This is a genomic window from Herbaspirillum sp. SJZ099, assembly GCF_007828355.1.
Taxonomy (GTDB): domain Bacteria; phylum Pseudomonadota; class Gammaproteobacteria; order Burkholderiales; family Burkholderiaceae_D; genus Herbaspirillum.
In genome coordinates, this window is record NZ_VIUO01000007.1 from 1 (window position 1) to 21,450 (window position 21,450).

Below are 21,450 nucleotides of genomic sequence, written 5' to 3' on the forward strand. Positions count from 1 at the left end.
ACCGCAGGCTACGCTGCCGGCAACAACCCCAGCACCACTGCGGCTTGCCGCTTAGACTAACTTTAAGTCTGGACCAGTTGTTTCAGGCCGGTCAGTGCCGGGAATGGTCATTGCTATCACAGGTGGTCTATGGTTCGGATTGACGTTATTCGAAGACTCGCAGATCAAAACGGCGATACTAGGTTTCGGTTTGGGAATTAATCTCATTACAATCTTAATCGTGAGGCGAGTCCGGGGCGTAATGGATAAATACATTGAGACTCAACGTCAGTGGCAAACCGCTTCTAGTCCCGTTTCTCCTGGAAAACATACGGTTGTATGGTGCTGGACCGCGATTTTGATTTGCGTGGCCATTCTTAATGGCTTGGGTATGACGAAAGTTGGTGATTTGAAAAAAGCATCTGAAGAACGCCCTGTGAGGGCTTGCATTGAGTCTGGAGCATCAGGTAAAACTGAAATCGGGAAGGTTTGTGCAAAAGGGGGAGGAGGATAAGGCGGAGAAATAGATGTCAGCAAATTCCTGGGATTACTATCAGACAAATCCAGAAGAGCACTTCAGGCGTTTTGAGAGCCTTCGATTTGAAGATGTGCATTTCGACTTGGTCAGATATTTACCCTCTGAAGGAGGGTTGTGTCTTGACGTAGGTGCAGGATCTGGGCGAGATGCCGCCGCTATTGCTAAACGAGGCATTCATGTCCTCGCGGTAGAGCCTAATGGCGCTTTGCTTAAACTGGCGTCAATGCTTCATAACGTCCGCAACATAGAGTGGGAGCGGGACTCGCTCCCTTTTCTGAAAAAGGTGAAACTGCGTGATGAGCTTTACGATTTCATTTTGCTGAGTGCCGTCTGGATGCATCTACGTCCCTCTGAGCGGGATTCTTCGCTCCAAACCTTGTGGAATTTGCTGCAGCCCGGTGGCTATCTTGCTATCTCTCTTCGTATAGCTAAGCCTGATGAAGCTCGTGCGATGTTCGATGTCAGCGTGGAAGACTTGACTGCGCGCGCAGTAGGAATAGGTTTTTCTATAGCGCATATTGGCCGCGTTAAGAAAGACTCTTTCAATCGAAGTGATGTTCGCTGGTCCAAAGTTATTCTAAGCAAAGGCAAGTGAGTTGCATTTTTCAACGGTTTAATCGGGCCTGTCATTAATTTCGTGTTTGGGCATAACATGACGTCAAGGAGTGTCTATGCCAAACAAACCAAGAACCCAGCCGGCAGAGCTGCCGGCGATTCCATCCGGGTTGCTGAAGTCGTTTGGTAACGGCCCGATGACGGTCGAAGCTATCAATGCTGCATCCCTGGCCTTCAAGAAGGCCCTGATCGAACGTGCCCTGGCGGGTGAGATGAACCATCATTTGGGTTACCCAACTGGCGCGGCCAAGCCTGAAGCAATGAGCAACCAGCGCAACGGCAAGGGATCGAAGACGGTGCTGACCGAGGACGGTCCGATCCGCATCGCCGTGCCGCGCGACCGTGAGGGCAGCTTTGACCCGCTACTGATCCCCAAGCACGAACGCCGTTTCACGGGCTTCGACGATAAGATCGTCGCCATGTATGCCCGAGGCATGACGGTGCGCGAGAACCAGAGCTTTCTTCTGGAGCAATACGCCACTGAGGTCTCGCCGGACTTCATCAGTTCGGTCACTGACGAGGTCATGGCCGAGGTCACTGTCTGGCAGGCCAGGCCGCTCGAACCCATGTATCCGGTAGTGTTCTTTGATGCCCTTCGGGTCAAGATCCGCGAGGATGCGGTCGTGCGCAACAAGGCCGTCTATCTGGCGCTGGGCTTGCTGTCCGACGGCACACGCGACATCCTCGGTTTATGGATCGAAGGCAGCGAAGGCGCCAAGTTCTGGATGAAGGTCTTCAACGACCTCAAGACACGCGGCGTAGGTGATATCCTGATCGCCGTGACCGATGGCCTAAAGGGCATGCCAGAGGCCTTGGCGGCCGTGTTTCCAGCCACCACGCTGCAAACCTGCATCGTCTACTTGATCCGCAACAGCCTGGACTATGCAAGCTGGAAGGACCGCAAGATGCTAGCCAAGGCCATCCGCCCGATCTATACCGCCCCGAGCGTAGAGGCCGACCAGGCCGAGCTTGAAACGTTTGCCCAAGGGCCATGGGGACAAAAATTCCCCACAGTCAGCGCGGCGTGGCGCAATGCCTGGGATCGCGTGATTCCGTTCTTTGCGTTTCCACCTGAGGTGCGCAAGGTCATTTACACGACCAACGCCATCGAGAACATCAACTCGCAACTACGAAAAATTATCAAGACCCGGGGACACTTCCCGACCGACGATGCCGCGACCAAGCTGCTCTGGCTGGCCTTGCGCAATATCACCGCTGACTGGGGCCGAGCCACCCGGTATTGGAAGCAGGCCATGAATCAATTCGCTATCCTCTACGAGGATCGTTTCTGTCGGCCTTCCGTGTAATTTTCAACCCGCCTTGAACACGGAAATTCTGATAGCTTCCTTGAGCTTACTGCTCGCTTAGCTTTAAAGCTTGCACAACACAGACACAGCCTCATTTGCTAACAAGGATCCAATCACCTCCACAACGGGCGACGCCCCCTCAACCGCATCAGCAGTACGCAACGGCAACACCGCCCCCCCCAACGCCTCCCCAATCTGTACAGTGGAAGCAGCAAAAACAACTCTCCCCACTCCCCCCCAAAACATCGCCCCCGCACACATCGCACAAGGCTCCCCGCTTGCATATACGGTAGCGCCACGCATCGCCGCCAGCCCCAGCTCCTTTTGCGCCCGCCGCACCAGCACCATCTCCGCATGCCCCGTGCAATCTTGCGCGGTGTTCTGATTGTTCATCTCCACCATCAGCACTTCACCGGCAGGCGAAACCAGCGTCGCGCCAAACGGCATGTCGCCGCGCTTCAATGCCTGTTCGGAGGCGTCGATCGCCAGCCGCATCGCGGCAATATCTTGTTCGGTAAATCCGGTCACGGGTTTGTCGTTCATATTGGCCTCACATTTCATCGATCTGGGTAGATGCGGTTTGCGCTTTGTCCAGCGTAAACCGTCCGCTGGAGTTGAGGTAGAAGCTGGCGCCGAAACGTCCGACCGGGTGGTAGTCCTGCAACCTTACCCGCCATTGTTCGGTGTCGACCAGGCCGTCGCGCGCGGCCAGCCATTGCACGCGGCCGATGAAGATGTAGCGGCTGGGCGTTTCCAGTTTTTCGTGCAGCACGCATTCGAAGGCGACCGGCGCTTCGGCGATGCGCGGCGGGGCGATGGTGCGTGATGGCACGGCGTGCAGTCCGGCATGCTCCAGCTCGCTCTGGTGCGGCGGCAGCGTGGCGCCGCAGGCGTCCATTTGCGTGCACATCGCTTCGTCGGTGAGGTGGACGACGAACTCTCCTGTGCGCAGGATGTTGGCGGCGGTGTCTTTCAGCGCGCCGTCGTGCAGGCGGTTGATGCTGACCATCACGATCGGCGGGTCTTCGCCCAGCATGTTGAACATGGAGAACGGCGCGGCGTTGACAGTGCCGTCAACGCCCAGCGTGGTGATGAGTGCGATCGGGCGCGGCACGATCAGGCTGGCCATCAGCTTGTAGCGCTGGTAGACGCCGATCTCGGAGAAGTCGATTTCAGTCATGGCGGTTCATATGGATGCGGCCTGTTGCGTGGCGGGCGGTCATGGTTGCTTGCCCTGGATGCCTTCCACGTACCATTTCATGGTCCACAGTTCGGATTCGGGGACGGCCTTGCCGGCGGCAACCTGCAGCTGGCCGGCCTGGTTGTTGATGGGGCCGGCGAAGGGCTGCAGCGTGCCGGCGACGATGGCCTTGCGGCGTTCTTCCGCCTGCGCCACTACGTCCTTGGGCAGCGCGGCGTTGTAGGGGGCGAGCTGGACGATGCCTTCCTTCATGCCCCATTTGGTGTCTTCCGCTTTCCATTTGCCTTCCAGCGCCTGGCGCACCTTGTGCACGTAGTACACGCCCCAGTTGAGGGTGTTGCCGGTCAGGTGTGCCTTGGGGCCGAAGCGGCTCATGTCGGAGTCCTGGCCGAAGGCGTAGAGACCTTTGCTTTCCGCCACCTGTATCGGGGCCGGCGAGTCGGTGTTCTGGTAGAACACGTCGGCGCCCTGCCCGGCCAGCGTCTGCGCGGCGTCGCGCTCCAGGCTGGGATCGTACCAGGCATTGATCCACACCACTTTGGCATTGACCTTGGGGTTGACGCTGCGCGCGCCCAGCACGAAGGCGTCCAGGTTGCGAATCACTTCGGGGATGGGGATCGGCGCGATGTAGCCCAGCGTGTTGGTCCTGGTCATGCGGCCGGCGATGGTGCCGAGCACGTAGGCGCCTTCGTAGAAGCGGGTCTGGTACAGGCCGACGTTGCGCGCCATGGTGTAGCCGGAACAGTGTTCGAAGATCACGTCCGGGTTTTCCTTGGCCACGCGCAGCACCGGGTTCATGAAGCCGAACGAGGTGGCGAAGATCATCTTGCAGCCGTCGTCGATCAGCTGGCGCATGACGCGTTCGGCTTCCGGCGTTTCCGGCACGCGTTCGACGAACACGGTTTCGATGCGCGCGCCGAATTCCTTCTCCAGCATGCGGCGCCCCAGATCGTGCTGGAACGACCAGCCGATGTCGGCCACCGGGCCGGGATAGATGAAGCCGATTTTGAGCTTGGGTGCCGCGGCCAGCGCGGCGAAGGGTTGCGACGAGGCGGCCAGGGCGGCGCCCGAGGCGAGCAAGAATTGACGGCGGTTCATGGCGGCAAGACTCCTTGATTGGATGGATCGATCGGTGGCGAAAGATCGCCATTGATCGTATACATGCAAATTGGATGCCAGCCATGAAATGCAATCAACTAGTTGATTTAAAAGGATTTAACGTATTTATGTGGATTGTATACATTTTGACGTTCGCACGCAAAATGGGCAAGGGAGATGAGGTTGGAGGGCGGATGCACCGCCAGCGGGCAGGAGCCGCATCGGCCGCATTGGCAGCACCAGCCGCATCGGCCGGAGACGGCGGGCGAGAAATCAGAACGCGCGGCGCAGCGCTTCGGTGTTGTCTTGCGGCAGGCGCAGCCGGGCTTCCAGCGCCAGCAGGTGTTTGTCCATTTCAGCGGCGGCGCCGCTGCCGTCGCGCAGGGCCAGCAGGTCGACCAGGCGCGCATGTTCGTCGTGCTCGCAACTGGCTTCGCCCGGTACTTCATAGAGCGCCACGATCAATGAGCAGCGCGTCATCAGCTCGGTCAGCATGCGTTGCAGGACCTGGTTGCCGGAGAGCTCGGCCAGCGTCAGGTGGAAGCCGCCGGCCAGCGCCACCCAGCGCGGGTGGTCGCCCTCGTGCAGGGCGGCGTGTTCGGCTTGCATGCGCTGCCTGAGTTTGGTGACGTCGCCGTGGTCGATGCTGCGCGCCACTTCGCGCACGATGGCGCTTTCGATGGCGCGGCGCGCGGCGAACACGTCGCGCGTTTCCTTCGGGCCCGGCGTGGCCACCGCGGCGCCCTTGTTGGGCACGATGTCGACGATGCGCAATTCCGCCAGCCGCCGCAGCGCTTGCCGCACCACCGTGCGGCTGACGCCGAATTGTTCGCACAGGCTGGCTTCCTGCAGCCGCGTGCCGGGCTTCAGGCGTCCGTGCATGACGGCGTTGAAGATCGCCTCGTATACGTTCTGGTCGAGGGTTTCCGGGTTGTCGGCGGGCGCGCGTTGGGGTTTCATGGATGGTGAAGGGTGGGGCGGCGGATCGATATCATAACGCGGGGCGGCTGATCTCCAGCACTTTGGTTCGCGCCTCTTGTCCTAGGTATCGCGGATCGCAAGCGGGTGCAAACGCAAGGCAAGAACTCACAGGCGCGGTGCAAATACAGGCAGCAATTCAACATGACGCGGATAGATCAATCATTGATTTTGACTGAATTTGGTCCTAAATTCGGATCTATTCGTCTGAAGGAGTTTTTCATGCAATCCATTGCCAACATCAAGTCGATTTTCTATCTGAAAAGCCATGCGGCGCAAATTTCGGAAGACCTGGAATTGAATGGAAACCCATTCATCATCACCCAAAACGGTGAGGCCAGCATGGTGATCGAGGGCATCAAGCAATTTCAGGAAAAAGAAGAACTGATTGCCGCGCTGAAAATCATCGCCTTGGGCGAAAAAGACCGTCTGCAGGGCAAGGGGCTCACCGTCGATGAATCTCGCGCACAACTTCGTGCTGCCCGTCAGCGTCGCAAATAATGGCTGTCGTCATTCTTCCCGATGCGCAAGAGGATTTGCTCTCGTCTCAAGAGTACATGCTGGATAAATGGGGGGCTCGAATGTATGAAGGAGAAGGACGAGATTTTTGAAAAACTGCAACAGGCCCCCGCGGGGGACTATCCGGGTAGCACCATAAAAGAGTTGGCGTCGGTTGGCATTTTTGAATACCAGAATGTGTTTACATCGCATCACAAGCTGGTCTACCGCCGAATCGGCAATGACATTTATGTATATGCCGTTGCCGGGCATCAGCAGGATTTCCCGACGCTTTTGATGAAGCGGCTACTGAAGAGGTAACCGGGAAGTCCGAACGGCCATCGAGATTGCATGCTTGTCGCTTAGGGCATGCCAACAATAAGGAGAAGGTCATTTCGAAGATGGATCGTTTCCTGATTTCCGTCGATCAATTGCATGTCTATAACTGGCTGAGCATTCCGATGTGGGTGTTCGACAGAAGCCGGTTGCGAATCACATGGGCCAATCCGTCAGCCCTTGAATTTTGGGCGGCCAACTCGATTGAGGAGCTGGCGCGCAGGGATTTTTCAGACATCACCCCAACCGCCATGGATCGTCTGAATGCCGTGCATCGCAATGCCCTGAAAGGGATCAACGTTGAGGAGCAATGGACGCTTTATCCCCGAGGCCAGCCCAGGCAGGTGGTCCTGAAAAGCGCGGTGGTGCGAGAAAAAGATAATTCAACGGAGGGAATACTCTTTTGCGCGGCAAACCTGCGCGCCGTGCCGGACGCGCAGTTGCGCGGCGTCCAGGTGCTGTCGTACACCTCAACCGTTGCGGCGCTTTACACGCTGGCAGGAGATGTCTTATTCCGAAACCCGGTCGCATCCGCCATTTGGGACGGCTTGAGCAACGATCGCGACACGGATGCGCTAAGCGCCACCTTTGCCAATCCGCAGGATGCCGGGCGGATTATCCGGGCGGTATCGGGCAAGGAAAGGATTTTCGGGGAGTTCAACGTGCTCACCGCGAAACAGGGCGAGCGAATTTTTGAATTGGATTGCCGGCCGGTGATCGATCCGATCGATGCGCAACTCGTGCTGGGCATGAGCGGGCGCGATATCACCGATTACAAGCGGGTCGAAGCCGAACGCAATACCTTGCGCGAGGCCCAGCTCAGGGCCGCACAAGCGGTGGCAAATTCGGAGAAGGAGCTCACGGTTGCCGCGCGCAAGATCTTCATGGCTACGGCTTCGCATGAACTGCGTTCGCCCTTGCAAAGCATCATGAGCAGCCTTGACCTTCTCGAGCGCTATCCCCATGAAATCGAAAACTGCGTCATGCCGATGCGCGAAGCGACGCAACAGCTCAATGACATTGCGCTGGGCCTGGTCGAGTTCGTGCGTGCCGACAGTGCTCCTGGCTTGCGCATCCGCGCCCTGCACGCGGCCACGTTTTTCCGGAAAACCCTGGCGCCCATCCGCAGGCAGGCGTTGGCCAAGGGCCTTGAGTTCTCGTTCTCGCCCGAAGGCCTGGATGTGACGATTGCAATCGATGAGATCCGTATGCGGCAGATTATCGTCAATCTTGCGGAGAACGCGGTCAAATACACAGAGGCAGGCGCGGTGCAAATACATGCGGCCATTGAACCTGAAAAAGACCTGGCGCTGCGGGTGAAGGATACCGGCATCGGCATGAGCAAGGCGGCAACCAGGCGGGTTTTGCAACCGTTTGCCCGCGGCAGCAAAAGTCATCTGCTTAATCCCCAGGGATTGGGGCTGGGGTTGGCCATCGTCCAATCCCACTTGCTTGAGATGGGCGGGGAGATGGATATTCGCTCCGAGTTGCAGGCGGGAACGGAAATCAGTATTCGGCTTCCGCTGCAAAATGCATCTGCGTTTGCCGATTCAGGACCGACTTGAGTTTTTCAACAATAATCGATGTCGGAAACGGCTTTAGCAGGACATCAATATTGTGTGTGCGCACAAGTTCGGCGATATCGTTTTCGTTTTCTATCCGGGCCTGGATGGTGCCGGTCAAAAGAATGATGGGGCAGGTTTTATCAACGCGGCGAATGGCTTCAATCAACCCGCGGGAGGTTTCTCCATCGGCCAGCGTCCAGTCCAGGATATATCCATCGGGAAGCGGACGCGTCTCAAGCAGGGCGAGCACAGGCTCGGGATGGCTGAAATATTTCGTGTTGAAGCCGCCATCGATTTGTATGAACCGGAAGAAAGGCAGGGTCGCCGTCTGCTCGTCGTCGACAATGACAACCACGGGGCCCGAGGTGCCGAATGCGTCCACATGCAAATGGAGAACGCCCCGTTGCGCCTTCCCTTTGGGGGCGTCGTCTGTCGGGCAAACGACCAGGCATTCTTCGGCCTCATCCTCGTAGGCGACAAAAAGATCCTGCGCTTCAGGGGCTGATTTCCGCGTGACCACTGTACATGCGCATTGCGACTTCCCTATCCGGAGCAATGCCTTGCGCGCGCCCGGGACGATTTTTTCTGCAGGCACATCGGATTGCAGCATCGCCGTGACCGTTGTCTTGAAATGGTCTGCGATTGCAAATAACTCGCCAAGCGAGAGCACGCTTTCATCGGCCAGCCGGCGAGAGGCTGTCTTCCGGGTGCCGCCAATGATTTCTGAAATAATGCGCGCCCAGCTTTTTTGCGGAATATTCTTTCGGCGCAACAGGCTCTTCAGGAGGGAGAGCTCCCTTTTCCGGGCGATCTCGTTGCCGACATGCGACTTAGTCAATTTTGGCGAACCTGGGCTGCATGACGTTATCGTGCATGACCTCTCCAAAGAACATGCCGTACGGTCGGACCCAGAATCCCGTGTCCTTGTCTAACTGGCGATAGACGACCAGCTCTTCAAGCGTCTCGCTATGCCGGGCGATGCAAAGCACTTCATATTCCCCGCCTCCGTAATGTCGGAAGCGGCCTGTGGTTTGCGGCAATGGCGCGATGGGCGGGTGATTTGGCATGGAGCGGAAACCTCGGTTAATAATCCATATCGATGACGATCTTGCCGATGTTCCGTCCGGCTTCCAATGCGTGGAAGGCAGACTGCGCATCGTTGAAGCCGAACGTGGCGGAGACGTGGGGCGAGATCGAGTTTTCCGCTGAAAACGCCAGCAGATCCGTCAGGCTGCGCTTGCTGCCGACATAGATGCCATGGGCGGTCGCCATTTTGGTGATTAATTCCAGATATTCCACGCGATTGTAAATCCAGCCTCCCAGGCCGCCCACGAGGGCGATATGGCCGCCAAAGGCCACTGCGCGAAGAGACTCTTTGATGGTGGCGTTGCCCCCGACTTCCAGGACGAGGTCGGCGCCGCGCCCATCGGTCAGTTTGAGAACCTCTTCCGACCAGTCGGGATGCTCGCGGTAACTTATCGCGCCGAGGCGGTTGGGATGGAGCCTGGCGGCCTTCTCGACATCGGACGTGACAAAGATGACATGCAATTGGTGAGCCTGGGCCAGTTGCGCCAGCCACATTGCGACGCCCCCGGTTCCCTGGATCAGCACGGTCTGGCCGGGCGCGAGCCTGGCCAACTCGACCAAGGCAACCCAGGCGGTGACGCCGGCGCAAGGTACGCATGCCGCGGCGGCGAAGGAGAGCGCCGGCGGCATATGGACCAGGGCGTAAGACGGCAGGATGATTTCTTCCGCCAGCCATCCGTTCAGGTCGCAACCGACGGTAGCGGCAATTTTTTCAGGGCTTGACGGGCCGTCGTGCCAATTGGGGAAAAAAGAGCCGACGACGGCGTCCCCTGCCTTAAAGAGATTTCCCACGTCGGCGCCGACTTCCAGAACCGTGCCGGAACCATCGGAACAGGGAATGATGGGCCGTTCGGAAGGCGCCGGGTAAGCGCCTCTGGAAATGAGCAGGTCCCGGTAATTGAGCGACGCGGCGCGCACGGCGACCCGTACTTCATGCGGCGCCAATGGGCGAGCCGATAATTGCGCGGTCTTTAATTCAAGCCCTTTTCCGGGCCACAACCAATGTGCTGATGGCATAAGTCAAATTATCTGGAGAGGAATTGATGCGTGAACGGGAAGACGTTCCCGTTCAGGTGATCGGCTAGTAAAGCCGATCCGAAAAGGCGCAGTCAAGCGACCTTGGCGGCATCATCGACATGTGCGCGGATCTTGGTTGTTAAATGATTTTTTTCTGGTTGTTTTTCTAGTTCGCCTGCGATGCAGGCAGGGAATGCAAAAAATTATCAATAGGGTAAAAAATCATAAGGTGGCAATATTTTTCCTTTTGGAAGTTTTTGGTGTTTTGTTAATTCTTGCCCGCGATCGGAAAAAATGTCTGTCAATGCACCGTCGTCCTTATTCTCTCCGCTCGCACCGAGCGATCTGGCCCGCGCGCGCCAATGGATACGCGCAGCCGACGGTCTCATCATCACCGCCGGCGCCGGCATGGGCGTGGATTCAGGGCTGCCGGACTTTCGCGGCAACGAAGGTTTCTGGGCGGCTTATCCGCCGCTGCAAAGGGCCGGCATCGCCTTCACCGACATCGCCAATGGCCAGGCCTTCGACAAAGATCCGGCACTGGCCTGGGGGTTCTACGGGCATCGGCTCGCGCTGTACCGCCAGACCCGGCCGCATGCCGGCTTTGCGCTATTGCGCGCCCTGGCCGCGGACAAGCCGCAGGGAATGTTCGTCTTCACCAGCAATGTCGACGGGCAGTTCCAACAGGCCGGCGTGGCGGAGGATCGTATCGTCGAATGCCATGGCAGCATCCATCACCTGCAATGCACGCAGGACTGTGTCGGTGCAATCTGGCCGGCCGATGGGGTGGTGCCGCAGGTGGAGATGGCGCACTGCCGGCTGCGCTCGCCATTGCCGGAGTGCCCGCATTGCGGCGCGGTGGCGCGGCCCAATATCCTGATGTTCGATGACTCCCGCTGGAATGAGCGACGTACGGATGGGCAGTATCGCCGCATGCGTTCCTGGCTGGACAAGGTTCGGCATCCGGTGGTGATCGAGCTTGGCGCCGGCACCGCCATTGCCTCGGTGCGGCGCATGGGGGAGCGGCTGGGGGCGCCGCTGGTGCGGATCAATCCGCGCGAGTGGATGGTGGAGGGGGCGGATCGGATCGGGCTGCGCTGCGGCGCATTGGAGGGGCTGCGGCAGATCGCGGCGGGCTGGGCCGCTTGATGCGCGACTGAAGTCGGGACTCAGATCGGGGCCCAGAAAATCGAAAAGCCGGTGCGCCTGGCACATAACGCCAGCGCCGCCGACCACACGCACAGCGATGGCGACGGCACAGCCAATTCCCGGTACTGGGAAGCGCGGTGAGGAAAACGCGGTGAGGAAGACGCAGGCTCAATCACCCAGGTCGATGGTACCGGCCAGCGTCACGCCTTCCGGCGCTTCATACAAGGCCACCACCCAGGCTTGGCGCGGGTTGTCCGATTGCGCGTCGAGGGTTTGCGTGACGAAGTTGATCGAGGCGCGGTCCAGCCCGGCAAAGGGATCGTCCAGCAGGTTCAGCGCGGCGCCGGCGGCAAAGGCGGCGGCCAGGTAGACTTTGCGCTTGCTGCCGGTGGAGAGCATGAACAGTTTCTTTTCCAGGTGCGGCGCCAGCGACAGGCCGTCGATCAGCGCCGGCAGGCGCGCATGATCGAAGCCGGGAAAGCGCTTCTCCATGGCGTCGAAAAATTCCGGCGGCGTCAATTGGTCGTAAGCCTCGGTACGCGGATCGACGTGGAATACGTGGCGCCGATAAGCTTCGCTGTCTTCATCCAGGCGGATGCCGTCCAGTTCCAGCACCCCGTCCTTGACCGGCATCAGCCCGCCCAGCAATTGCAGCAGGGTGGTCTTGCCGCGGCCGTCGCCGCCGCGCACCAGCGTGACTCCGGGCGGGATCGCGGCGGACAGGTCCTTGAAGAGTGCATGCCCGGGATAGGCGAAATTGAGTTTGCGGACCAGCAACAGCGCGGGGCGGTCTTGTGATGTCGTCATGGAAGTCTTGCGTGGAAGCGCCGGGCGGCAGAGCGGTCCGGCAATGCGGCTGGGGCGGGTCAGCGCCGGCGTTGCTGGGCGGCCTGTTTTTCCCGGCGGGCGTCGGCCAGCATGGCGATCGCCAGCGCGATTGGAGGATACAGCAGGATCAGGCCGCTCCAGTCATGGCCGGAGAGAAACATCAGGCCGGCGATGCACAGGTCGAGCGCCATCAGCAACATCAATGGCCAGCCCACGGGCGCGCCAAGGAAGGTCTTCGGTCTTTTGTTCTTGAAATACAGTGCCATGCCATTCACCGTCGTTGTTCGCGCCATGCCGTCTTGTCTGCCTGCCATCCATGTTGCCTGGTGGGCGCGATGGCGAAGCGGCAGGTATGCCGCGAGGGGTTGTCTCCTGTGGGCGATTATAAAAGATGTTGGCAGCGCGGGCGACGCTGGCGGGAGATATTCCTGCGCCGCATTCCCTGGCGGCAAGATGCGCGCAGCAAGGCGCGGCCGCGATGGCGCTCAGAAATCGACCTGTAGCGACAACAGCAACGTGCGCGGCGCCGCCACCGTGGCGTAGGGGCTGGCGAGCAGCCAATAGTCGCGGTTGAACAGGTTTTCCACGTTGGCGCGCAACACCACCGGCTTGCCGGCCAGGCGGGCCTGGTAGCGCGCGCCGATGTCGGCGCGGGTCCAGCCGGGCAGGCTCAGGGTGTTCTCGGCGTTGAAGTAGACCGACGAGGTATGGACCAAGCGCGCATTCAGGGCCAGTCCGGCCAGCCATGGGGTATCCCAGTCGGCCGCCAGGCTGAACGCGTATCTCGGCACGCCGGCGGCGTTCTTGCCGTCATTGGCGCCGTTGGCCGTGCGCGTCAGCTTGGCGTCGAAGAACGCGCCGCTGGCCATCAGGCGCAGGCCCGATGCCGCTTCGCCATAGGCCGAAAGCTCCAGCCCGCGGTTGCGCTGTTGGCCGTCGTAGCCGTAGAGGCTGGCGCCCGGCGGGTTGGGCAACATGGTGATGACCGCGCTCGGGTTGGTGATCTGGAATACCGACGCGCTGGTGGTCATGCGGCCCCAGTCGACCTTGACGCCGGCCTCGTATTGCCTGGAGCGGTAGGGCGGCAGGACCTGGCCGGCATTGAGCACGCCGGTCGGCACCACCGTGCCGCGGGTCAGGCCGGCCGTGTAGTTGGCATACAGCGAAACTGCTCCGGACGGCTTGAGCACCACGCCCAGCAGCGGCGAAACCGCGCCGGCGCTGTAGGAAGAGGCCTGCAGCCCGGTGACGGTATCGAAGCTGTCGTAGCGCACCTGCTGCTGGCGCGCCCCGGCGAAGATGTTCAGCCGGCCTTCCAGCATGGACAAGGTGTCGGCCAGCGTCACGCTGGTGAGCACCATGTCGTAGGACTTCCTGGGCGAGGTGCGCGCATCGGTGATGGCCGGCAGCGGCGTGGCGCCGTAGATGCTGTAGGTGGCGGTGCCGCCGGAGGGGATGTAGGCGTTGCCGGCTTCCTGCTGCAGCCGCGTCATGCCGATGGCCAGCGCATGGCCGATGCCGGCCGTGTCGAAGCGTATGCGCAGGCCGGCGTCGGCGGTGATGGTCTTGCTGTAGGTATCGTAATAGCTGTTGCGCAGCGTGCCGATGCCGGCGGCATCGACCGCGCCGGTCGCCAGGTTCTGCCAGGACGCGCCGTAGCGATAGCCGATGGCGCCGTAGGCGGTCATGTCGCCATCGATGTCGTATTCGAGGCGCGACACCGTGGCCGCATCTTCCAGCCGCAACTGGCTGCCGCGATAGAAGTTCGCATCCGCCGGCGGCGGCGAAGGCAGCGATGTCACCTCCGGCAGGAAGCCGACCTGCGGGCGGAAATTGTCGGTGTCCTCATGCTGCGCATAGGTGTCCAGCGACCAGCGCAACTGGCGACCGCGGTAGTCCAGCGCCAGCGCGCCGACCGCCAGTTGCTGGTTGCCGTCCCTGATGCTGGCCTCCCCATCCTTGTAGACGCCATTGACGCGGATGCCCCACGCGTTGTCGGCGCCGAAACGGCGGCTGGCATCGGCCTGCACGCCTGCCTGCCCCTTGCCCTGGAAGGACGTGGTCAGGCGCGCGAGCGGCTCGTCGCCGGCGCGTTTGGTGACGATGTTGATGCTGCCGCCGATGCTGCCGTCGGGGTTGATGCCGTTCATCAGGGTGCCGGGGCCCTTGAGCACCTCCACTCTTTCCATGATGGCGGCCGGCATGTGGCTGGCCGACGCCAGGCCGAACAGGCCGTTGAAACCGACATCGCCGCTGGAGAGGCTGTAGCCGCGGATCTGGAAGGTATCGCCGAAGCCGCCGGCGGAAGTGAGCATGCGTACCGAGGCGTCGTTCTCCACCACGTCGGCCAGCGTGCGCGCCTGCTGGTTGTCCAGCAGGGCGGCGGTGTAGTTCACGGTGCTGAATGGAACATCCATGGCATTGCCGGCGCCGAGGATGCCCAGGCTGCCGCCTTTGGCGATCTGGCCGCCGGCGTAGGGCGCGGTGGCATCCTGGTCTGCGGTGGACATGATGGTGACCGTGGGCAGCGGCCGGCTGGCCATGCCGAAGGCGGGCTTGTCCAGCAGATAGCCGCCATTGGCCTGGCGGCGCACCTGGATGCCGGTGTCGGCCAGCAGCGCGGCCAGGCCGCCGTCAACGCTATAACTGCCGCGCAGCCCGTCGCTGTGGAGGCCGGCGGCGATGTCCGGCCGGAACGACAAGAGGATGCCGGCATCGTGGCCGAAACGGCCCAGCACCTCGTCCAGCGGGCCGGCGGGAATGTCGTAGGCGCGCACGGCGGCTTGCGCGAAGGCGGGAGCGGGGATCAGCTGCGCCGACATGGCGGCGACGGCGGCAACGGCGCGGCAGATGAATGCCGCACGCCGCAGCCCCCGCTGCATTGCCTGCATGGCGTGTGCATAGCGCGCCCTCGCCTGCTCCATGTCGATGCGACCTTTCCGGATAAGAAATTGACGTCCCTGTTGCGATGACCCGCGAAAACCGGAAACGGATCAGCCGCGTTGCGGCCGCGGGCCCATGCGGATGCGGCGGCCGCCCCAGAAGCGGTGGCCGATGTCGGCCTGCACGTCCAGCGTGGTGGCCAGCGTTTCGATGACGCGATCAATATCGTCCAGCGGAAACGAACCGGATACCCGCCGGTCGGCGATGGCGGGGTCGCAAGCGAGGGTGTCGCGGCTGTAGCGGCCCAGCTCCGCGATGAAATCGTCCAGCCGCATGCTGCGGGCGATGATGAAGCCGTCGGTCCAGCCGATGGCGCTGGCGTCCACCCGGCCGGCGGCATGGACGCCGGCGGCGTTGAAGCGCGCCTGCTGGCCGGCCTGCAAGACCAGGCTCCCGGCGGCAGCGTGGCGTGGCGCGATGCGCACCGCGCCTTCGAATACCCGCACTTCGGTGGCGTCGTCCATGTGCCTGACCGTATAGCGGGTGCCCAGCGCATGGGCCGTGCCGTGCGCGGTCTCGACCATGAATGGGCGGTGTGCCGCATCCTTGGCCGTCGTTGCCAGGATCTCGCCGGCCACCAGCCGGATGCGCCGTTCGGCCGGGCTGAAGCCGACGTTGACGGCGCTGCCGGTGTTGAGCATGAGCCGCGTGCCGTCGGCCAGCGTGAGTGCGCGGCGTTCGCCGACGGCGGTGCGGTAATCGGCGTTCCACTCGCGCCAGGGCGTGTATTGCGCCGTGCCCCAGGCGGCGCCGCCGGCGCACAGTGCCACGGCCAGGCCCTTGACGATCCGGCGCCGATGCGGCGAACCGCGCGGCGCCAGCGCCGCCTGGGCGACGGCCGAATTGAGCGGCGAAGCCAGCGGCAGCAGGCGGCCCCGCACCGACTCGATGCGCTGCCATGCGCGCTCATGGTCGGCATGCTCGGCGCGCCAGCGGGTCCATGCCGCGATGGTCTGGGGCGGCACCGGCTGGGCTTGCAGTTCCACCAGCCATTCGAGTGCGCGCTCGGCCACATGCTGCGGCACCGCGGCGGCATCGGGCGTGTGCTTATACCAGTCGGAGGCAGGCAAGGTCGGCCTCATCCGGGAAAGGGAATGTCGGCAAAGTAGCAGCGCTGCAGGGCCTTGGCGAGATAGCGCTTGACGGTGGGAATCGAGATGCCGAGCGCCGCGGCGACCTGGGCATGGGTGTGCCCGTCGAGCTGCGACAGCAGGAAGGCGCGCTTGACGACGGCCGGCAGGCCGTCCAGCAAGCGGTCGAGTTCCAGCAGGGTTTCCAGCAGGATCGCCTGCTCTTCCGGCGATGGCGCCAGGCCGGCCGGGGCTTGCGCCAGCGCTTCGAGATAGGCCTTTTCCAGCTTCTCGCGCCGCCAATGGTTGGATACCAGGTTCTGGGCGACCGTGGTCAGATAGGCGCGCGGCTCATGGATGGTGGCCGGCACGCGTTCGCTGCTGAGCAGGCGGATGAAGGTGTCATGCGCCAGGTCGGCCGCCTGCTCGGTATTGCCGAGCCGACGCAGAAGCCATCCCTTGAGCCAGGAATGGTGGTCGCAATAGAGGGCTTCGATGGACATGGGGAAAAGGCATCCCAGACAAGATGGCAACCGATCCGGCAAGCCGCCTGCGCGCTTCGATCGGCGCCTTGTCGGCGCGGCCAGGCCGGGAGTGAGAAAGCGTGATTATAAATGATAGTGATTACCATTAACAAACGGTGCCCGGCAGCCGTTGTTTTCGTGCCGGCCGGGTAAAAAGAAATGCCGGCAACGCCGGTAGTACCGTCCAGCTCCCGTTCGCCCCGAGTCGCTGCGCAGCAGCGTATCGAAGGGCAGCAAGAGCGCTAACGGTGACACGCTGGCGTCGATACGGCCCGAACGGGTTCTGCTGATTAGTCGAGAGTTGGCGCCATGCCGTCGACGGCCGTGCGCATGTCACGGTGGATACGCACCACGCGGAAATCGGCCGGTTGCTCGACCATCACGCAGGTCTTGCCGGTGCGCTTGCAGTGGTCCTGCACGCGCCAGTAGGCGCCGTGGCTTAGGCAGCCGGTCTGGCAGATCACGAGATCGGCGGCGACGATGCTGGCCTCCAGCGCCGAGATGTCCGGCGTCGCCGCGCCGGCGGCGGCTTGCGGGCGTGTCGCTGGCGCCGGCGTCGATATGGTTGGGCGCAGCGTGTCGCGCATCAGCTCTTGCAGCCGCCGGCTCAGGTCCCTGACCTTGCGCGCCAGCGTGACGCGCGGCGCCAGGTCGGGGATGGCCGCCTCCAGCGCGGCGCGGTCTTCGCAAGCCCAGGCCAGCGCACTGTCGCGCGCGATGATGGCCGCGCGCATTTGCATCGCCTGCGCGCGCAGTTGCGCGATCTCTGCGGCTTGCCGCCACATGGTCTCGCTGCAGCGCAGCTGGGCGGCAGCAAGGTGGCGCAGCAGTACCGCATGCTCATCGGCCTGCGTGCCATCCGGCCGCTGGATGGAGGGCGCAGGAAGCGTCGTGTCGTTCATGTGAGTCTCCCGTTGTGCATTGAATCCGTCATCCGGCGAGGAGGGGCTCGATTATAAATGAGAACGATTGTTATTTGACGCGGCTGGCGGCAGGGTTATTACTGTCCGTGGCCGTTGGCCAGGAGTCGAGGTTCCGCTCCGGGCTTGTCCTCGGAAGCTGGAAACACCCGTTCGCACAGGAAGTCCACCAGCGCCCGTACCTTCGGCGAGGGATGCTTGCTCGCGGGCCAAAGTACATGGAAGACGCCGGCGCGCTCCACATGGTCCGCGAGGATGGGTTGAAGCCGACCATCGGCCAATGGCTCGCGGATAGCGAAGTCCGGCAGGTAGGCGATTCCCAGTCCTTGCAGTGCGAAACACACGCGCGTCTCGATGTTGTTGCAGATCATCGAGGTGGGCAATTGCAGTTCCGGCGCACCGGATGCTTGCCGCAGCGCCCAGGTCTCCAGCTTGCCGCTGTTGGGGAAGCGGTAATGCAAACAGATGTGTTCCAGCAGGTCCGCTGGCACTTTGGGCGTACCTCGCCGCGCAAGATAGTCGGGTGAGGCGACCAACATCGAACGGAAGGTTCCCAGCCGGCGCGCAGTGAGGCGAGAGTCGGTCGGTTCGCCCGTGCGTACCACCGCGTCGAAACCTTCCTCGATCACGTCGACCATCCGGTCGGTGAAATCCAGGTCCAACTCGATCTCGGGGTATTCGCGCATGAACTCGCCGAGCACCGGCAGTACCAGCGAGCTGACCAGCGGAAGACTCACGCGCAAGCGTCCTCGGGGCGCCGTGCTGGCTTGCGACAATTCCAGTTCCGCCGCTTCGATCTCGGCCAGGATGCGGCGGCTGCGCTCCAGGAACAGCGTGCCCTCGGCCGTGAGTGTGACGCTGCGCGTGCTGCGGTGAAACAGGCGCACCCCCAGCTTCTCCTCCAGTCGCGCCACGCTCTTGCCGACGGCCGAGGCCGACACGCCCAGCAGCCGGCCGGTGGCGACGAAGCTGCGCGTTTCGGCCACCTGCACGAACACTACGAAGCCGTTCAGGCTGTCCATTTTGCACCTCAATTGCGGACTTATATATCCGCACAAACAGGAACTGTAGCCTACTTTTTCTTTAATCGCAGGATTTCTATCATCAAGGTTTCACTCATTGAGTCGAGCAACTTGTCATGACGAATCCTCCACTTTTCCTGCGCCAAGGCGTTCCGCCGGCGCATCTCAGCACACGCATTCACAACACCGTTCAGCAAGCCCTGGACGACCAGTGGCTGGTCGGTGCCGTCATCCTCGTGGCGCGCGACGGCGAACTGATCCACCAGCAGGCCGCTGGCTTCGCCGACCGCGAAAGCGCGCGGCCGATGACCACCGAGACGGTGTTCCGGCTGGCTTCGGTGAGCAAGCCCATCGTCTCCACTGCGGCACTGGCGCTGGTGGCGCAAGGCCGGCTCGACCTGGACGCGGGCATCGAGCGTTGGCTGCCCGAATTCCAGCCCCGGCTTGTCGACGGCCGTTTGGCACGCATCACGGTGCGGCAACTGCTCAGCCATACGGCCGGTCTCGGCTATCGCTTCTTCGAGGCCGACGCAGCCGGCCCCTACGCACGGGCCGGCGTGTCGGACGGCATGGATGCGTCCGGTATCAGCCTGGAGGAGAACCTGCGCCGCCTCGCCAGCGTGCCGCTGCTATACGAACCGGGCGCGGCCTGGGGCTATTCATTGGCGACGGATGTGCTGGGTGCGCTGATCGCGTGCATCCACGGCACGCCGCTGGACGAGGCGGTGCACCGATTGGTGACCGGTCCGCTGGGCATGATCGACACCGGCTTTGCCGCTCGCGATCCCCAGCGGGTGGCGACCGTCTATGTGAACGACACGCCACAGCCGCATCGGCTGGCCGAGGGCGAGACGGTCGCGGCCTTCGACGGCACCGTAGGCATCACCTACAGTCCATCCCGCATCTTCGATCCGCAGGCATTTCCTTCGGGCGGCGCAGGCATGGCGGGGACGGCGCAAGACCTGCTGCGCCTCCTGGAAGCTTTACGCCAGGGCAACGGTGTGTTCCTGCCCAACGAATGGATCGCGGAGATGGCCCGGGATCAAACGGACGGTCGGGAACTGCCCGATGCGCCGGGCTTCGGCTTCGGCCTGGGATTCTCGATCTTGCGCGACCCGGTGCTCGCCGCTTCGCCCGAATCGGCGGGCACATGGCGCTGGGGCGGCGCCTACGGCCATTCCTGGTTCGTGGATCGGGCGCAGGGCCTGAGCGTCGTCGCCTTCACCAATACGCTGTACGAAGGCATGTCCGGCCGCTTCGTCACCGACCTGCGCGATGCCGTCTATGGCGCGCTGGAGGTGCGATGATGCAGACGATACCCGCACGCATGGCGGTCATCGCGTTTCGCCGCGGCTCCACGCTGGGCGACACGGCGCAACCCGCGCGGGAGACTGGACGATGAGCGCCGTTGCCCATGACCGCCTGCCGCTGGCATCGCTGCTGGCATTGGCGATGGCGGCTTTCATCACCATCCTGACCGAGGCGCTGCCGGCCGGACTGCTGCCGCAGATGGCGCAGGGCCTGGCAGTGTCCGAGGCCTGGGTCGGCCAGACCGTGACGATCTACGCTATCGGTTCGCTGGCGGCGGCGATTCCACTGACTGCCGCCACGCAGGGCGTGCGCCGCCGCCCGCTGCTGCTGGCGGCCATCGCAGGTTTCGTCGTCGCCAATACCGTCACGACGCTTTCCGGGAGCTATGTCCTGACGATGGCGGCGCGCTTCCTGGCGGGCGTGTCGGCCGGGCTGCTGTGGGCGCTGCTGGCGGGCTATGCCGCGCGCATGGTGCCCGAGCGCCAGAAAGGGCGCGCCATCGCCATTGCAATGGCCGGCACGCCGCTGGCGCTGTCGCTGGGTGTGCCGGCCGGCGCCTTTCTCGGCAATCTGGTCGGTTGGCGAATGTGTTTCGGCATCATGAGCGCTCTGGCGCTGGCGCTCATGGTGTGGGTGCGCGTCAAGGTGCCGGATTTCGCCGGGCAGCCGGCGGGCAAGCGGCTGTCTCTGGGTCGTGTTTTCAGGATCGCCGGCGTGCGCCCGGTGCTGTTCGTGGTTCTGGCCTTCGTGCTGGCGCACAACATCCTCTATACCTACATCGCGTCGTTCCTTGCGGCGGCGGGCATGGTCGAACGGACGGATTTGGTACTGCTGGTATTCGGCGTCACCTCGCTGCTGGGTATCTGGATCATCGGCGTGCTGATCGACCGCCATCTGCGTGCGCTGACGCTTGCCAGCACTGTCGTGTTCGGTCTGTCCGCGCTGGCGCTGGGCGTGGGGAGCGATGCGCCTGTCGTGGTCTATGCAGCGGTGGCCGCCTGGGGCCTGGCCTTCGGCGGTGCGGCGACGCTGTTCCAGACGGCGCTGGCCAAGACGGCAGGAGAGGCGGCGGATGTCGCCCAGTCCATGCTGGTCACCGCCTGGAACACGGCGATTGCCGGTGGCGGCATTGTCGGCGGCGTGCTGCTCGAACGGCTGGGCGTCGGCGCGTTCGCACCGGCCTTGCTGGTGTTGCTGGCGGCGACGCTGGCGGTAGTGTGGGCGGCCCGGCGGGATGGCTTTCCCGCACCGGTGGGTGCGGCCGGTTCATGCCCGGCAACGACGCCCGATAGACAGGCAGAGGCGCAACCATGAACGGCGCGCGCACTGCCCTGTACTGGCCCAAGGCAGGCTTGCGGCGCTTTCCCGCATTCGTGCGGTACCGGAGCCATCGTGAAATGAAAAAAGCGGCCCCGGCTGGCACCGGAACCGCTTCAGGAAAAGGCCGGGAGTAGCAGCCGGGCGT

Annotated in this window: 23 protein-coding genes; 9 read left to right on the forward strand and 14 right to left on the reverse strand. The window is 62.5% G+C overall.

Annotated features, from left to right (window positions below; all coding sequences use genetic code 11):
* Window positions 1-241: 241 nt before the first annotated feature.
* The 3 genes from FB597_RS15035 to FB597_RS15045 all read left to right on the forward strand — a co-directional run bounded on the left by FB597_RS15035 (window position 242) and on the right by FB597_RS15045 (window position 2,439).
* Window positions 242-493 carry a hypothetical protein gene (locus tag FB597_RS15035; RefSeq protein WP_144769958.1) on the forward strand — a complete coding sequence of 84 codons (252 nt, stop codon included), beginning with the start codon at window positions 242-244 and terminating at the stop codon, window positions 491-493.
* 13 nt (window positions 494-506) lie between these two features.
* On the forward strand, window positions 507-1,112 hold the full coding sequence (locus FB597_RS15040; protein ID WP_144769959.1) for a bifunctional 2-polyprenyl-6-hydroxyphenol methylase/3-demethylubiquinol 3-O-methyltransferase UbiG: 606 nt from the start codon (window positions 507-509) through the stop codon (window positions 1,110-1,112).
* A gap of 76 nt (window positions 1,113-1,188) precedes the next feature.
* Complete coding sequence (locus FB597_RS15045; protein ID WP_144769960.1) at window positions 1,189-2,439, forward strand: IS256 family transposase; 1,251 nt, start codon at window positions 1,189-1,191, stop codon at window positions 2,437-2,439.
* A gap of 63 nt (window positions 2,440-2,502) precedes the next feature.
* Here FB597_RS15045 and FB597_RS15050 read toward each other — a convergent pair whose 3' ends face one another.
* The 4 genes from FB597_RS15050 to FB597_RS15065 form a co-directional block, all read right to left on the reverse strand.
* On the reverse strand, window positions 2,503-2,982 hold the full coding sequence (locus tag FB597_RS15050) for a nucleoside deaminase (protein ID WP_144769961.1): 480 nt from the start codon (window positions 2,980-2,982) through the stop codon (window positions 2,503-2,505).
* Between the two features lie 7 nt (window positions 2,983-2,989).
* Entirely contained in the window at window positions 2,990-3,619 is a 630-nt protein-coding gene (locus FB597_RS15055) for a flavin reductase family protein (protein ID WP_144769962.1), read from the reverse strand.
* A 39-nt stretch (window positions 3,620-3,658) separates the two neighbouring features.
* Window positions 3,659-4,738 carry a BMP family ABC transporter substrate-binding protein gene (locus tag FB597_RS15060; RefSeq protein ID WP_144769963.1) on the reverse strand — a complete coding sequence of 360 codons (1,080 nt, stop codon included), beginning with the start codon at window positions 4,736-4,738 and terminating at the stop codon, window positions 3,659-3,661.
* A gap of 273 nt (window positions 4,739-5,011) precedes the next feature.
* A complete protein-coding gene (locus FB597_RS15065; RefSeq protein WP_144769964.1) occupies window positions 5,012-5,698 on the reverse strand; it encodes a GntR family transcriptional regulator in 687 nt (228 codons plus the stop codon).
* A gap of 240 nt (window positions 5,699-5,938) precedes the next feature.
* Between FB597_RS15065 and FB597_RS15070 the strand changes: the two genes are divergently transcribed.
* From FB597_RS15070 to FB597_RS15080, 3 genes are all read left to right on the forward strand, one after another.
* The gene (locus tag FB597_RS15070; RefSeq protein ID WP_144769965.1) at window positions 5,939-6,217 is read left to right on the forward strand and encodes a type II toxin-antitoxin system Phd/YefM family antitoxin; all 279 of its coding nucleotides are present in this window, start codon (window positions 5,939-5,941) and stop codon (window positions 6,215-6,217) included.
* Window positions 6,218-6,301: 84 nt separating this feature from the next.
* Window positions 6,302-6,535 (forward strand): type II toxin-antitoxin system RelE/ParE family toxin, encoded by a 234-nt coding sequence (locus FB597_RS15075; RefSeq protein ID WP_144769966.1) that lies wholly within the window; start codon window positions 6,302-6,304, stop codon window positions 6,533-6,535.
* An 80-nt stretch (window positions 6,536-6,615) separates the two neighbouring features.
* Window positions 6,616-8,115 carry a PAS domain-containing sensor histidine kinase gene (locus FB597_RS15080; protein ID WP_144769967.1) on the forward strand — a complete coding sequence of 500 codons (1,500 nt, stop codon included), beginning with the start codon at window positions 6,616-6,618 and terminating at the stop codon, window positions 8,113-8,115.
* Here FB597_RS15080 and FB597_RS15085 read toward each other — a convergent pair.
* The 3 genes from FB597_RS15085 to FB597_RS15095 are packed head-to-tail and all read right to left on the reverse strand — an operon-like array spanning window position 8,057 to window position 10,146.
* Window positions 8,057-8,953 carry a response regulator gene (locus tag FB597_RS15085; protein ID WP_186442792.1) on the reverse strand — a complete coding sequence of 299 codons (897 nt, stop codon included), beginning with the start codon at window positions 8,951-8,953 and terminating at the stop codon, window positions 8,057-8,059. The genes FB597_RS15080 and FB597_RS15085 overlap by 59 nt on opposite strands.
* On the reverse strand, window positions 8,946-9,272 hold the full coding sequence (locus FB597_RS15090; protein ID WP_370454705.1) for a DUF1653 domain-containing protein: 327 nt from the start codon (window positions 9,270-9,272) through the stop codon (window positions 8,946-8,948). Before FB597_RS15090 ends, FB597_RS15085 begins: the two co-directional genes overlap by 8 nt.
* Window positions 9,199-10,146: an NAD(P)-dependent alcohol dehydrogenase gene (locus tag FB597_RS15095; RefSeq protein ID WP_186442793.1), complete on the reverse strand. Its 948-nt coding sequence runs from the start codon at window positions 10,144-10,146 to the stop codon at window positions 9,199-9,201. Before FB597_RS15095 ends, FB597_RS15090 begins: the two co-directional genes overlap by 74 nt.
* A gap of 366 nt (window positions 10,147-10,512) precedes the next feature.
* On the opposite strand from FB597_RS15095, the gene FB597_RS15100 reads away from it, so the two are divergent.
* Window positions 10,513-11,367, forward strand: coding sequence for a Sir2 family NAD-dependent protein deacetylase (locus FB597_RS15100; RefSeq protein WP_144769971.1), 855 nt, complete (start codon window positions 10,513-10,515; stop codon window positions 11,365-11,367).
* 168 nt (window positions 11,368-11,535) lie between these two features.
* Here the strand turns inward: FB597_RS15100 and FB597_RS15105 are convergent, their stop codons facing one another.
* The 7 genes from FB597_RS15105 to FB597_RS15135 form a co-directional block, all read right to left on the reverse strand.
* Window positions 11,536-12,174, reverse strand: coding sequence for an ATP-binding cassette domain-containing protein (locus FB597_RS15105; protein ID WP_141918053.1), 639 nt, complete (start codon window positions 12,172-12,174; stop codon window positions 11,536-11,538).
* Between the two features lie 59 nt (window positions 12,175-12,233).
* The gene (locus tag FB597_RS15110; protein WP_141918058.1) at window positions 12,234-12,461 is read right to left on the reverse strand and encodes a hypothetical protein; all 228 of its coding nucleotides are present in this window, start codon (window positions 12,459-12,461) and stop codon (window positions 12,234-12,236) included.
* Window positions 12,462-12,680: 219 nt separating this feature from the next.
* Window positions 12,681-15,119: a TonB-dependent receptor gene (locus FB597_RS15115; RefSeq protein WP_255517187.1), complete on the reverse strand. Its 2,439-nt coding sequence runs from the start codon at window positions 15,117-15,119 to the stop codon at window positions 12,681-12,683.
* 69 nt (window positions 15,120-15,188) lie between these two features.
* A complete protein-coding gene (locus tag FB597_RS15120) occupies window positions 15,189-16,208 on the reverse strand; it encodes a FecR domain-containing protein (protein ID WP_255517188.1) in 1,020 nt (339 codons plus the stop codon).
* A gap of 8 nt (window positions 16,209-16,216) precedes the next feature.
* Window positions 16,217-16,711 carry a sigma-70 family RNA polymerase sigma factor gene (locus tag FB597_RS15125; RefSeq protein ID WP_144769973.1) on the reverse strand — a complete coding sequence of 165 codons (495 nt, stop codon included), beginning with the start codon at window positions 16,709-16,711 and terminating at the stop codon, window positions 16,217-16,219.
* 311 nt (window positions 16,712-17,022) lie between these two features.
* A complete protein-coding gene (locus tag FB597_RS15130; RefSeq protein WP_144769974.1) occupies window positions 17,023-17,634 on the reverse strand; it encodes a DUF2325 domain-containing protein in 612 nt (203 codons plus the stop codon).
* A gap of 98 nt (window positions 17,635-17,732) precedes the next feature.
* The gene (locus tag FB597_RS15135) at window positions 17,733-18,674 is read right to left on the reverse strand and encodes a LysR family transcriptional regulator (RefSeq protein WP_144770050.1); all 942 of its coding nucleotides are present in this window, start codon (window positions 18,672-18,674) and stop codon (window positions 17,733-17,735) included.
* A gap of 116 nt (window positions 18,675-18,790) precedes the next feature.
* Here FB597_RS15135 and FB597_RS15140 point away from each other — a divergent pair, with 116 nt between their 5' ends.
* Window positions 18,791-19,981: a serine hydrolase gene (locus FB597_RS15140; protein ID WP_144769975.1), complete on the forward strand. Its 1,191-nt coding sequence runs from the start codon at window positions 18,791-18,793 to the stop codon at window positions 19,979-19,981.
* A gap of 91 nt (window positions 19,982-20,072) precedes the next feature.
* On the forward strand, window positions 20,073-21,299 hold the full coding sequence (locus tag FB597_RS15145) for an MFS transporter (RefSeq protein ID WP_141918075.1): 1,227 nt from the start codon (window positions 20,073-20,075) through the stop codon (window positions 21,297-21,299).
* Window positions 21,300-21,450 lie beyond the last annotated feature (151 nt).